We start from the raw sequence: 13,077 nt of genomic DNA, 5'->3' as shown, positions 1-13,077 counted from the left end.
TCGCGGCTCGCCCAAAACCGCTGCGCAATTTTGGGCGGCATGCATAGGCGTCAGCGCACCACCAGAAGCGATGGCCCCGACGGCAATTCGCTGGCGACCACGATGTCGCTGGAAGCCTGCGCGCGGTCCTTCAGGAGAACTGTGGCGAGACCGGCAAAGCCGAGCAAGCCCTGTGCGTAGAGCAGTGCCGAAAGCACCGTGGCAGCAGATTTCGTCTTCATCGGTATCCCCAAAAATCAAAAACCGCGGGTGCTTCAGGATAAACCCGAAGTGCCCGCGCCGCCCACGGAGCCCCCCGCTGCGGCGCGGGCCTTCGGTCCTCTCGGCAGCAAGTTGCCGGAGGGGCCGCGCATCCACTTCAACCCAAAGCCGACCCGCCAGAAGGCTTTGAGGCGGTTGATGCGCAGACTGGAGACAATCCAGACCAAGGCTATGAACAGCGCGGCATGCAGCGTCGAAACCTCACCCGAATTCATGACCGCCAGTTTCGTCATCGGGGTGCCGGCTACTGTGCCGATGCCGCCGACGACAAATGCGGCAATGCTGATCCTGAAAAGCCAGGACAGGGTGGTCGATCTGATGCTCATTTTCGTTTGGCGCCGGCTGTTCTCGTTGGGATGACTGTGCGGTTGGCCTGTAACCAGATCATGCCGCCCGGGCCGCACTTTGTTGCAAGTGGGTTTCGAGCGAAGTCAAACCTCTTTCATATAAGGATATCCGCGCCTTCGTTCGGCGGCCTGGCCACAGCCCGAGTGCGCAGGACGGACGGGACTCTCCTCGTTGGCTTCTCCCTTGCCCGCCTTGCTTGTTAACCAGAGGAAACAGATTCGAAACACAAACGAGCATCAAGCGAAGTCAGCCTGAAACATGACGCAAGGATAAGGCGGTCATCGAATTGACGCCGGCCGGGCCGGCAAAAAGGGGAGCCATCATGTACAGAGCCATTTCCGCCAAACTCATCAACGTCACCGTCGCCGCTGCCGGCGCCGCGCTCCTGCTTGGCGCCGCCAACAGCGCCGCCCATGCCGCGGCAAACCAGATCGTTGCGCGTGTTTCGCTGTCGCAGCAGACCATGGAAGTGCTGGTCAACGGCCGGCCGACCTTCGCCTGGAAGGTCTCGACCGGCGACAGGGCGCATGTCACGCCGACCGGCTCGTTCAAGCCGACCCGCATGCATGAGATGTGGTACTCGAAGAAATACGACAACGCGCCGATGCCGCATTCAGTGTTCTTCAGCGGTGGCTATGCGGTCCATGCGACCTATGCCATCAAGCGCCTCGGACAGCCGGCGTCGCATGGCTGCGTGCGGCTGCATCCCGACAATGCCGCCGACTTCTACCAGCTGGTTGAAACCTTCGGCCCGACCAACACCAGCATCGTCATCGTCAAGTAGCAGACTGCGGTTGGAGCGGTCGTGGGGGGGGGCCAGACGGCCGTGCCCCACCGCAAGCTCCCGCCTGAAGCTCCATCAGGGCTTCGCGGTAATCAATCCAGTCAAAAAAGAGGCCGGAAGTTTCCGGCCTCTTTTCGTTTGTTCGTTTCGCGGTTCGAGTGGGGCAGTTTTAGTCCACGGGCACCGGCATCAGCTTCGGATCCGGCTTCTCGGCGTGATGCGGAAGGTCCTTGCTGGCGATGAAGGTGTAGAACATCGGCACCACGAACAGGGTGAACATGGTTCCGACCAGGATGCCGGTGAAGATCACCAGGCCCATCGAATAACGCGCCGCCGCACCCGCGCCGCTGGACACGATCAGCGGCACGACGCCGAGCGCCATTGCCGCCGTCGTCATCAGGATCGGCCGCAGGCGTACCTTGGCTGAGGCGATGATGGCCTCCAGTCGCGACATCTTGTGCTTCTCGCGTTGCTGGTTGGCGAACTCGACCAGGAGAATGCCGTGCTTGGTGATCAGGCCGATCAGCGTGATCAGGCCGACCTGCGTGTAGATGTTAAGCGTTCCAAGCCCCAGATTGAGCGGCACGATGGCGCCGAAGATCGACAGCGGCACCGCCATCATGATGATCAGCGGATCGCGGAAGCTTTCGAACTGCGCCGCCAGCACTAGGTAGATGACGATCACGGCGGCCGCGAACGCGATCAGGATCGTGTTGCCCTGCTCCTTCTCCTGCCGGGACTGGCCGGAATAGTCGATGAAAAAGCTTTCGGGCAAGCTCTCCTTGGCAAGGTTCTCCAGGGTCTGCAGCCCGTCGCCCGTGGTGACGCCTGGAAGCGGCAGCGCTGATATCGTCGCCGAGTTCAGCTGGTTGAACTGCTCGATCGCGGCCGGCGAGGCGTTGGTCGAAATCTTCACCACCGCCGAAAGCGGCACCATCTCGCCGGTCACGCTGCGCACGAAATATTCGCCGAGCTTGTCGGGATTGTCGCGGAATTCCTGCGGCACCTGCGGGATGATGTCGTAGCTGTTGGAGTCGCGGTCGAACTGCGCCACTTCGGCGCCGCCGACCAGCAGCGTCAGCGTCTGGCCGATGTCGGCGATCGGCAGGTTGAGAGCCGCGGCACGGTCGCGGTCGATGGTCACCGTCACCTGCGGCGCGTCAAAGGACATCGAGTTCTGCACGACGATGAAGCGGCCGGAGGCCTGCGCCTTGTTCTTGATCTGCTCGGCCGCCTCGTAGACCTCGGCCGAACCGCCGGTCGAGCGAACCACCATGGAGATCGGCAGGCCGCCGCCGGAGCCGGGCAGCGTCGGCGGCGCGAAGACGAAAGCCTCGACGCCGGCGACCTTGGCGAGACGTCCCTGGATGTCGGCCTGAAGCTCCTTTGAACTGCGCTGACGCTCGGCCCAATCCTTGAAGGCGAAGCCGACAAAGGCGCCGTTGGTCGCGCCGCCAAAGGCAACGGCGGAGAATTGCGCCCTGGTTTCAGGAATGTCCTTCACCAGGCCGAGGATCTGGTTGACATAGGTCTCGGTGTAGTCGGATGTCGCATAGCGCGGTGCCGTCACGATCGACAGCAGGAAGCCTTGGTCCTCTTCCGGCGCCAGTTCGCTTGAAGTTTTGGTGAACATGAAGCCGGTGAGCGCAACCAGCGCCACGACCATCAGCAGCGTCACCGGCCGATTTCTCAACGAGGCGGTGACCGCCCGCTCGTAGACATGCTCGACACGGCTGAAGGTGCCGTCGACGATGCGCTGGAAGCGGCCGGGGGCGCCGGCCTTCAGCAGGCGCGCCGCCATCATCGGCGTGATGGTGACGGCAATGACGCCGGACAGCACCACTGATCCGGCCAGCGTCACCGCGAACTCGCGGAACAGCGCACCGGTCAGGCCGCCGGTGAAGGCCAGCGGCGCGAACACGGCGGCCAGCGTAATGGTCATGGCCACGATGGCGGAGAAAATCTCGCGCATGCCGTTGAAGGCCGCCTGCATCGGCGACATGTGGTCTTCCTCCATGTGGCGATGGATATTCTCCACCACCACGATGGCGTCGTCGACGACAAGGCCGATGGCCAGCACCATGGCCAGCAGCGACAGAAGGTTGATCGAATATCCGACCGCAAACAAAAGAAAGCACACGCCGACCAGCGACAGCGGGATGGTCACGATCGGCATCATCACCGAACGGAACGAGCCGAGGAACAGCAGGATGACCACGATGACGATGGCGACGGCCTCGGCGATCGTCTTGAACACCTCGTCGATCGAGGCGCTGATCTGCTCGGTGGAATCGTAGACGATCTCGATGGTCATGCCTTTCGGCAGCGTGTCCTGGATCAATGGCACGATCTTGTGGATCGCTTCCGCCGTCGTCAGCGGGTTGGCGGCCGGCGTCGGGAAGATGGCGAGGAAGGTGCCCGGCTTGCCATTGAAGCTCACCCTGGTGTCGGTGCTCTCGGCGGCGAGCTCGACGCGCGCCACGTCGCGCAACCGCACCACCTGGCCGTCGGTCGAACGCAGCGGAAGTTCGGCAAAGGCTTCCGGCGTCTGCAACGTCGAGCGAACGGTGATCGACGACACGACATACTCGTTCTCGGTGTTGCCAGGCGCCGACAGGAAGTTGGAGTTGTTGATTGCGGTCAGCACTTCGGCCGCGGTCACGCCGCGCGCGGCAAGCTTGACCGGGTCGATCCAGACGCGCATCGAATATTCCTCGGCGCCGAAGATCTGCACGTCGGCGACGCCTTCCACGGTCGATATACGCGGCCGCACCACCCGCTCGATATATTCGGTGAGCTGCTCCTTCGTCATGTTCGGATTCTGCATCGAGATGTACATCATCGCGAATTCTTGGCCGGTACCCTTGACGATCACAGGGTCCTTCGAGGCGTCAGGCAAGGTACCGCGCACGCCCTGCACCTTCGACAGCACCTCGGTCAGCGCGACATCCGGGTTGGAGCCGAGCTTCATCTGGACGACCACGGTGCTGGAAGAGGGCCGGCTCGACGAGGTGACGTAGTCGATGTTCTCGGTCGAGGCGACGGCACGCGCGATCGGGGCGGAGATGAAGCCCTGGATCAGATCGGCGCTGGCGCCGGGATAGGCGGTCGTGATGGTGATCGCCGTCTCGTCGACCTTGGGATATTGCCGGATCGACAGGTTGAAAATGCCCTGGAAACCCAGGAGCAGGATCATGCAGGCCAGCACGGTGGAGAGCACCGGCCGGCGAATGAAGATGTCGGAAACGTTCATTGCTGAGCCTGCTGGTTCGCCGACTTGCTGGGATCAATGGTGTTGTCGACAGCAACGGACATGCCGTTGAAGAGACGGTTCTGACCGGCGGTGACGACCTCGTCGCCGGCCTTGATGCCTTCCACGATCTCGACCATGCCGTCGTTGCGGCGGCCGGGCTTCACGAACACCTGCGACAGGACAAGCGCCGGCTTCTCCTCTTCAGCGGCCGGTTTGCCGGCGTCGGCAGCGGCGGGCTTGTCGGCGGCCTTGTCCGGGGACTTTGCCGCGTCGGCGGCGGGCTTGGCTGCTTCGGCCTGCGGCTTTGCGGCATCGTCGGCAGGTTTGTCGGCGGCCGGCTTCTGATCCTCGGCCTTTGCCGGCGGAGCCGCGCCCGCCTCGGCGGGCTTTGCCGGAACGACCACGAAGACGAAGTCGCCATAGAGGCTCGACGTCAATGCCGTCTGCGGCAAGGACAGGATATTTTTTTCCTGCGGCAGCTCAACGCGAACCTGGACGAACTGGCCGGGCGTCAGCTTGCCATCAGGGTTGGCGACTTCGCCCCGGACGGACACCAGGCGGCTAGAAGCGTCGATTTTGGGGTCGATGCCGCGAATGGCGCCGGCAAATGGCATGTCGGCGCCGCCGCCGCTGCCGCCGATGCCGAGCCGCACGGTCTGGCCGATCTTGAGCAGCGGCAGCTGCTGTTCGGGCACCGTGAAATCGACCCGCATAGTGTCCAGATCCTGCAAGGTCACCACCGCGCCGCCGGGCGAGAGATATTGGCCGATGTCGATCTTGGGGATGCCGACGGTGCCGCTGAAAGGCGCCGTCAGCTGCTTCTGGTCGAGCACCGCCTGCAGTTTGGCCACTTGGGCTTCGGTGGCTGTTGCGGTTGCACGTGCCGTGTCGAGCGTAGCCTCCGGATTAACGCCGCGCTTCTGCAGTTCGATGGCGCGCTCCAGCGCCGTCTGGACGACCGCCACTTGCGCCTTCGTTGCCTCGAGATCGGCGCGCTCGACGGCGTCGTCGAGTTGCAGCAGGACTGCGCCGTCCGCAACCTTCTGATTGGCGTGAAACAGGATCTCCTTGACAACGCCGCTGGTTTCGACGGTCAGGTCGACGCCGCGCACGGCGCGCACCGTGCCGATCGCCTCGACGCCCGGCGTCCAGTCGGAAGGCTTGACGACAACCGTCGACACGGTCGTCGCCGGCGGCTTCATGGTGGCAAAATACTGTTTGATGGCGCTGTCACGGAACAGGTTGAAGCCGACGACGCCGACGCACACCAGAGCGAGCAGAAGCAGAATTGCTGTGATAGAGATGAAGCGCTTCACGAACTGTCCCCTCGGCCGGTGTCCGGCAAAATAGCCGAATTTCGGGACACCTATCCACGGGCAAGTCCCGATTACAAATGACGGCGAACTTACTGTACCGTCTGGACGGTCTTGTCAATTCCGCCTAGGCTCTTGCCGGGGAAGGGATCGATGAAAACCCGAAGGGCAAATTCACGCGACAAGATACTCGCCGCAGCTGCTGACGTAGCACGCGAGGCTGGCCCCGGCAGCCTGTCGCTGGATGCCGTCGCCAGCCGCGCCGGCGTGTCGAAAGGCGGCCTGCTCTACAACTTTCCGACCAAGGCCAAATTGATGCAGGGCCTGGTGGAGAATTACCTGCGCGCTTTCGAGCTGGCGCTGGAATCGGGCCGCGTCGCCGGCGCCAGCGGCGAGAACCTGCTTGCCACCTATATCCGGCTCTCGGCGGCTGATTGCGAGGAGCCGAAGCCGACGGCCTCGTGGATCTTCTCGGCAATCGCCGAGGATCCGGATTTCCTGACGCCGATAAAAGCCTTCAAGTCGCAGTTGCTGCAGCGGCTGAAGAGCGAGACGCCGGATCTCAAGGCGCTGCTGGTCTGCTTTCTGGCCATCGAAGGGTTGCGCAGCATGAACCTGTTCGATTCCGACGTGCTTTCCGCCGACGAACGCCGCTTGCTCGTATCGGCGCTGCTTGAGATTGCGGGATAGTTCCATCAGCGCGATGCAAGCGGGCGGGCCAAATTCCGGCGCTGCAGCGCTCCATGCGCGATCGAAAAGACCATAGCCGTCACACCAGCTTCATCGACCAGCCATAGCGTCATTCCCAGTTCTTTGCTGCAGTGCAAACGGAGTGGGACGATGGTGGACGTTGTTTCTAGCGAAGCGGGGATTCCGAGACCGGACCATCCGCTCAATCAATCGGGCGGTGCGAAGTGGTTCCTGCCGGCCTTTGGCGTGCTGGTGCTCGTCGGTGTCATCTATGTCGGTTACGCGCTCAGCCAGGACCTGGCGGTGGCCAAGACCGTGCCGTGGATCCTGCTTGGCATTGCCTTGCTGATTGCGCTGGGCTTCGAGTTCGTCAATGGCTTCCACGACACCGCCAATGCGGTGGCAACCGTCATCTACACGCGCTCCATGCCAGCCGAATTTGCCGTCATGTGGTCGGGTGTCTTCAACTTCCTTGGCGTTTTGACCTCGAGCGGCGCGGTTGCGTTCGGCATCCTGTCGCTGCTGCCGGTCGAGCTCATCCTTCAGGTCGGTTCTTCCTCGGGTTTCGCGATGGTGTTCGCGCTGCTCGTCGCGGCGATCCTGTGGAACCTCGGCACTTGGTTCCTCGGCCTGCCGGCTTCCAGCTCGCACACGATGGTTGGTTCGATCATCGGCGTCGGCCTCGCCAATCAGTTCATGGCGCCGGCCGGCAGCGCCACCAGCGGCGTCGACTGGGGCCAGGCGACCAATGTCGGCATCACGCTTCTGGTGTCGCCGATCGTCGGCTTCTTCGCCGCCTTTGTCTTACTCTATGTGATGAAGCTGCTGGTTCGTAATCCGGCTCTCTACGAGGCGCCGAAGGGCAACACGCCGCCGCCATGGTGGATCCGCGGCCTGCTGATCTTCACCTGCACCGGCGTCAGCTTCGCGCACGGCTCCAATGACGGCCAGAAAGGCATGGGCCTGATCATGCTGATCCTGATCGGCGTCGTGCCGACGGCCTATGCGCTCAACCGCACGCCCGACATCAACTATCTCGAGGCCTACAAGGCGGCCTCGGTCGGCGTCGAGACGGCGCTCGGCAACTATGTCAAGCCGGGCGTCACCGTCACCGACGCCAAGGCGGCCGTCCAGGATGCCGTACGCACCCGGACCTGGAGCGACCAGACGACCTTTGCGCTGCAGACCTACATCCACGACACCACGGCTTCGTTGCAGCCTTACGCTTCGGTCGACAATGTGCCGACTGACCTCGTCAGCAATGCGCGCAACGACATCTATCTGATCGGCGAGGCGCTGAAGCTGATCGACAAGAAGAAGCTGCTGCCGATGGAAGCCGCCGACCTGAAGGCGGTCACCGACTATCACAAGGCGGTCGACAACGCGACGAAGTTCATCCCGCTATGGGTCAAGATCGCGGTCGCGCTGGCGCTCGGTCTTGGCACCATGGTCGGCTGGAAACGCATCGTCGTCACGGTCGGCGAGAAGATCGGCAAGAGCCACCTGACCTATGGCCAGGGTGCCGCCGCCGAACTCGTTGCCATGATCACCATCGGCATGGCCGACCGTTTCGGCCTGCCGGTGTCGACCACGCATGTGCTGTCCTCGGGCGTTGCCGGCACCATGGCAGCCAACGGGTCGGGCCTGCAATGGTCGACGGTGCGCAATCTCTTGCTGGCCTGGGTGCTGACGCTGCCGTGCTCGATCACGCTCGCCTTCGTGCTGTTCATCATCTTCCGCCAGGTGTTCTGAGCGGGGCTGCAAGGTTCTCAACAAAAGGCAGCGCCGGTCGCCTGCGCTGCTTTTTTCTTTGGGCTATTCCGAAGCGCTGGCGGGACCGCACCCCCCTCTGGCCTGCCGGCCATCTCCCCCGCAAGGGGGGAGATCAGCAGCCTTGGTGCACCGCCTGTTCTTGCATCGTTGAAAGTTGGCGAAGGCCGGCGTGACGTCCAATCTCCCTCCTCGCGAGGGAGATGTCCGGCAGGACAGAGGGGGGGAGTGACGGAACTCGACGGTAAGTTGCTCTGTGCCGGAGCGATCGCCGTATCTTACCTCACCAGACCCTACGTGGGATCCTCGCGGTGCAGATCGTGGATGGTGACGCCGTCGGCATTGGTCGGCAGCATCAGCCACTTCTTGTGGCGCAGCGTGCGTTCCGTATCCTCCAGGCCCATCTCCCAATGCTCGCGCATCGACGTACCGGAGAATTCGTAGTCCTTGGCGTGGCCCTCGTAGCCTTTGTGCTGATAGATCAGGTGGACGATGTTGACCACGCCGGCATCCGAATAATCGGCGATCAATTCCTTCTCGCCGTCCGTAAGCTGCTCCGGCGGCACGCGCTTCAGCGCATCGAGCAACTTCATCTTCAGCGCATGGATGCGCTGGAAATTGTCGGTGTTCTGGCGTGTGCGGCTGGAATACATGATGTCCTTGTGGCGCGACAGAACGTCAGCCATACCGCGCGGCAGCACGCCGCGGGCGCTGAACAGGTCGACCTGGAACACCAGCGAGGAGCGGTCCTCTTCCTGGTCGAGCAGATATTGAAGCGGCGTGTTGGAGACGATGCCGCCATCCCAGTAATATTCGCCCTCGATGCGAATCGACGGGAAGGCCGGCGGCAGCGCGCCGCTGGCCATGATGTGCTCCGGCTCGATGCGCACCTTCTCGGTGTCGAAATAGACGAAATTGCCGGTCCTGACATTGACCGCGCCGACGCTCAGCCGCTTCTTGCCGTCGTTCAGCACATCGAAGTCGATCAGGCTCTCCAGCGTGTCCTTGAGCTCGGCGGTGTCATAGAAGGAGGTAGCGCCTTCGGCGCCCGACAACTGGAGCCAGGGATTGGGCGAGCGCGGCTTGAAGAAGCCGGGCTGGCCCATCGCCATCGTCATGAATGACGAGGTCTGGTTGCGGATGTCGCGGTAGATGTCGCCTTCCGGCGTGTAGGGCCAGATCTTGCGGCCCGAGACCGTCTGCCAGAACTGTTCCAGCCGCTGCAACCGGCGGCTCGGCTCGTTGCCGGCAATGATGGCGGCATTGATGGCGCCGATCGAGACGCCGGACAGCCAGGTCGGCTCGCAGCCGGCGTCGGCCAGCGCCTGATAGACGCCGGCCTGATAGGCGCCGAGCGCGCCGCCGCCCTGGAACACCAGGGCGATGCGATCGTATTGCGCGGTGATTTCCGCGATCGTGGCGGCAGCTGCCTTGCTGCGGTTACGCTCAAGCACTGACTTTCTCCAGTCTGGTCGTGCCGGCAGCAGACTGGTCGGCGAGGTAATCATGCATGACTTCGCCGAGGCCAAGCGTCAGATCGGCTTTGAAGTGAACGGCCGAGACGATGTCGAGCACCGGCAATTTCGCCACGTCGGCCATGACGTGCGGGCGAAGATCGAGCGCGGCCGGCGCCGTCCAGGCTTCCTTCAGCGTGATGTCGGTGAGGTAGTAGCGCACCAGCTCGCAAATGCGGGGCGTGCCGTCGACATGCGGGATGATCTTGATCAGGAAGTTGGGTGCGGCAAGCGAGGCCAGCACCTGATCGTGGTCGGCCTCACGGTGCTTGTAGCCCATCGTGCCGGTGGCGCAGAGAACGCTGCCATAGTGCAGCGTGCCGACCACCACTTCGCCCTCATGCACAATCTTCGGGTTGGCGAGCTTCTTCGGAAACCCCCAGAGTTCACGGCCGCCGGCGATCGGCGCGTCGTCGTCGAGATACATGGAATGGACGTAGCCGCCATGCTTGGCCCTTGTAGCGGACGGGGATGACCTGGGCCGGTCTCGGTGTAGTCGCCGAAGCCGGTTGAGTCAGGCATGCGGATGAATTCGTATTTGACCAGCGGCTCGTCGATCTCCAGCGGTGCCGGCACCACGGCTTCGAGCGCCTCGCGCGTCGTGCGGTAGGTGATGATGACGTATTCGCGATCGAAGAAACGGTACGGGCCGGGCGGGAAGGAAGGGTTGGTCAGCGGCATGGCATAGGCGCGCTTCACAACGTCGGCGATTTCCATGGTGTTGCCCCGTTTGGATCAGAAAACCCCGCGCGAATGCGCGACCGATTATGTTGCACGGCACCATGACACTGCCGTGTCAGCCTCAAGACGGTGTCCGCCGGGTCGGCAAAGCGCGCCCGCAGCGCTGTAATAGCGCCGACATATGGCTCTGGCATTGTCATGTTGCGGCGCACAAACTATGTGCCTTTCATAAGTCCCTCCCACCAGTCGCGAGATCTCCCATGGGTTCCCTGTCTTCGAAGAATGCGCTCGTCACCGGGTCGACCAGCGGCATCGGCCTGGCCATTGCCCGCGCCTTTGCCGCCGAAGGCGCCAACGTCACCATCAACGGGCTCGGCGACGCCGCCGCGATCGAGCAGGAGCGCGCCGGCATCGAGAAGGATTTCGGCGTCAAGTGCCGCTATTCCGGCGCCAACATGATGGACGGCGCCGCGGTGACCGCCATGGTGCACGAGGCCGAAGCTGCATTCGGCAGCCTCGACATTCTGGTCAACAATGCCGGGATACAGCATGTCGCGCCGATCGAGGAATTCCCCGACGACAAGTGGGAGGCCATCATCCGCATCAATCTGCTCGCTGCCTTCTATGCGATCAAGGCTGTGGTGCCGGGCATGAAGGCGCGCAAATGGGGGCGCATCATCAACACCGCGTCGGCGCATGCGCTGGTCGCCTCGCCGTTCAAGTCGGCTTATGTCTCGGCCAAACACGGCATTGCCGGCCTGACCAAGACTGTGGCGCTCGAAGTCGCGCAGGACGGCATCACCGTCAACGCCATCGCGCCTGGCTATGTCTGGACACCGCTGGTCGAAAAGCAGATCCCCGACACGATGAAGGCGCGCGGCATGACCGAGGAGCAGGTCAAGCACGACGTGCTGTTGGCGGCGCAGCCGACCAAGGAATTCGTTACCGTCGAGGAGCTTGCCGCGCTGACGCTTTTCCTGTGCTCTGACGCGGCCAGGCAGATCACCGGCACGACCTTGCCGATGGATGGCGGCTGGACGGCGCAATAGGGCTGTCCCCGAGATCAACTCGCCATCACAGACTGCAGATTGACTCATCCTCCCGGGGAGGATAGTCGACTGGCATGGCAGACAATACCCACCAGTCGCATCCCGCTATCGTGAAGCGTCTAAAGCGCGCGCAAGGCCACCTTGCGGCAGTGCTCTCCATGTTCGAAGCTCATCGTTCCTGTGTTGACCTCGCACAGCAACTCCATGCCGTGGAAAGCGCCATAAGCAGCGCCAAGCGAGAACTGATCCACGACCATATCGAACATTGCCTGACCGACACCGCCGCGGGCGGAGCGCACGACTCGCTGGCGGAGCTCAAGCAGTTGGCCAAGTATCTATGAGCGATATCGGCAGGCGCACCCTCGACTGGTTAGGCTTCGGTTCGCACGGTCATGCCGGCCACGATCACGACCACCACGGTCCGCATGGTCATACACACGGCGTCATCGATGCAACCATCGCGACGACCGTTCGGGGCATCTGGGCCATAAAATGGTCTTTTGTCATCCTGGCGGTCACGGCAGCAATGCAGATGGCCGTGGTGGTTGTCTCGGGCAGTGTGGCGCTTCTTGCCGACACCATTCACAATATTGGTGACGCAACCACTGCCATCCCCTTGTGGGTCGCCTTCATGCTGGCGAGGCGCAAGCCGTCATCAACCTTCACCTATGGACTGGGTCGGGTCGAAGACCTCGCCGGTATCGTCATCGTGCTGGTTATTCTGTTCAGCGCCATCGTCGCCGGGTACCAGGCTATCGAGCGTTTGATCCATCCGCAGGCAGTGACGCATCTTGGCTGGCTGACGGCGGCGGGTATCGTCGGCTTCCTCGGCAATGAGGCCGTCGCGGTGTTTCGCATCCGCATCGGCAGGGAAATCAACAGTGCGGCGCTCGTCGCTGACGGCTACCATGCCCGCACCGACGGGCTCACCAGCCTTGCGGTGGTCATTGGCGCTATCGGCGTCTGGCTCGGATTTCCGCTGGCCGACCCGATTATCGGGCTCCTCATCACGGTCGCCATTTTCGGTATCGTCTGGCAATCGGCGCGTTCGGTGCTCACCCGTATGCTCGACGGCGTCGAGCCAGGTGTGATGGCCGAAATTCATCATGCTGGCGAGCATGTGCCAGGTGCTTACATCGTCGATGCCAAGGCCCGCTGGATTGGCCACAAGCTGCACGCCGACATCGCCATCGCTGCGGACGAAACGTTGCCGCTCGCGGAAGCAAACAAGATCACGACAGCGCTGGAGAATGAACTGTTCGAACACATGCCTGCACTCGCGACTGCCAACATCCGGTTTTCGAGCGAACATGGCGCGCACGAGCATCCACATCCTCACGACCACAATCATGGCGAACACAGCGACCACCAACACTGACGTGCGCAGAAAACCACCCGCTTCTGCCGGTCCAAG

11 protein-coding genes and 1 pseudogene are annotated in these 13,077 nt (G+C 62.7%); 7 read left to right on the top strand and 5 right to left on the bottom strand.

The features are described 5' to 3' along the window. Positions 1 to 50 precede the first annotated feature (50 nt). Positions 51 to 221, bottom strand: a complete 171-nt coding sequence (locus FJV77_RS32305; protein WP_185970250.1) for a hypothetical protein — start codon at positions 219 to 221, stop codon at positions 51 to 53. On the opposite strand from FJV77_RS32305, the gene FJV77_RS32300 reads away from it, so the two are divergent. Continuing rightward, on the top strand, positions 199 to 621 hold the full coding sequence (locus FJV77_RS32300) for a hypothetical protein (RefSeq protein ID WP_185970249.1): 423 nt from the start codon (positions 199 to 201) through the stop codon (positions 619 to 621). The two genes, FJV77_RS32305 and FJV77_RS32300, sit on opposite strands and share 23 nt — an antisense overlap. A 310-nt stretch (positions 622 to 931) precedes the next feature. After that, a complete protein-coding gene (locus tag FJV77_RS09420) occupies positions 932 to 1,393 on the top strand; it encodes a L,D-transpeptidase (RefSeq protein ID WP_142866521.1) in 462 nt (153 codons plus the stop codon). Between the two features lie 169 nt (positions 1,394 to 1,562). Here the strand turns inward: FJV77_RS09420 and FJV77_RS09415 are convergent, their stop codons facing one another. Together FJV77_RS09415 and FJV77_RS09410 are read right to left on the bottom strand one after the other, a co-directional pair. Then, on the bottom strand, positions 1,563 to 4,646 hold the full coding sequence (locus FJV77_RS09415; protein ID WP_142866520.1) for an efflux RND transporter permease subunit: 3,084 nt from the start codon (positions 4,644 to 4,646) through the stop codon (positions 1,563 to 1,565). Beyond that, the gene (locus FJV77_RS09410) at positions 4,643 to 5,962 is read right to left on the bottom strand and encodes an efflux RND transporter periplasmic adaptor subunit (RefSeq protein ID WP_142866519.1); all 1,320 of its coding nucleotides are present in this window, start codon (positions 5,960 to 5,962) and stop codon (positions 4,643 to 4,645) included. The genes FJV77_RS09415 and FJV77_RS09410 overlap by 4 nt, the downstream gene beginning before the upstream one ends. Positions 5,963 to 6,112: 150 nt before the next feature. Here FJV77_RS09410 and FJV77_RS09405 point away from each other — a divergent pair, with 150 nt between their 5' ends. Together FJV77_RS09405 and FJV77_RS09400 are read left to right on the top strand one after the other, a co-directional pair. Continuing rightward, a complete protein-coding gene (locus FJV77_RS09405) occupies positions 6,113 to 6,649 on the top strand; it encodes a TetR family transcriptional regulator (RefSeq protein ID WP_142866518.1) in 537 nt (178 codons plus the stop codon). 150 nt (positions 6,650 to 6,799) lie between these two features. Continuing rightward, on the top strand, positions 6,800 to 8,401 hold the full coding sequence (locus FJV77_RS09400; RefSeq protein ID WP_142866517.1) for an inorganic phosphate transporter: 1,602 nt from the start codon (positions 6,800 to 6,802) through the stop codon (positions 8,399 to 8,401). 311 nt (positions 8,402 to 8,712) lie between these two features. Here the strand turns inward: FJV77_RS09400 and FJV77_RS09390 are convergent, their stop codons facing one another. Then, positions 8,713 to 9,873 (bottom strand): patatin-like phospholipase family protein, encoded by a 1,161-nt coding sequence (locus FJV77_RS09390; protein ID WP_142866516.1) that lies wholly within the window; start codon positions 9,871 to 9,873, stop codon positions 8,713 to 8,715. After that, a pseudogene (locus FJV77_RS09385) lies at positions 9,866 to 10,650 on the bottom strand (acetoacetate decarboxylase). The gene FJV77_RS09390 and the pseudogene FJV77_RS09385 overlap by 8 nt, the downstream one beginning before the upstream one ends. A gap of 224 nt (positions 10,651 to 10,874) precedes the next feature. Here FJV77_RS09385 and FJV77_RS09380 point away from each other — a divergent pair. The 3 genes from FJV77_RS09380 to FJV77_RS09370 all read left to right on the top strand — a co-directional run bounded on the left by FJV77_RS09380 (position 10,875) and on the right by FJV77_RS09370 (position 13,041). Beyond that, entirely contained in the window at positions 10,875 to 11,663 is a 789-nt protein-coding gene (locus FJV77_RS09380) for a 3-hydroxybutyrate dehydrogenase (protein ID WP_142866515.1), read from the top strand. A gap of 74 nt (positions 11,664 to 11,737) precedes the next feature. Then, the gene (locus FJV77_RS09375; protein WP_142866514.1) at positions 11,738 to 12,004 is read left to right on the top strand and encodes a metal-sensing transcriptional repressor; all 267 of its coding nucleotides are present in this window, start codon (positions 11,738 to 11,740) and stop codon (positions 12,002 to 12,004) included. Further along, a complete protein-coding gene (locus tag FJV77_RS09370; protein WP_142866513.1) occupies positions 12,001 to 13,041 on the top strand; it encodes a cation diffusion facilitator family transporter in 1,041 nt (346 codons plus the stop codon). Before FJV77_RS09375 ends, FJV77_RS09370 begins: the two co-directional genes overlap by 4 nt. Positions 13,042 to 13,077: the final 36 nt, after the last annotated feature.

The organism is Mesorhizobium sp. WSM4306 (genome assembly GCF_007003975.1).
Classification (GTDB): Bacteria; Pseudomonadota; Alphaproteobacteria; order Rhizobiales; family Rhizobiaceae; genus Mesorhizobium.
This window is presented reverse-complemented; position numbering and strand designations above follow the sequence as displayed.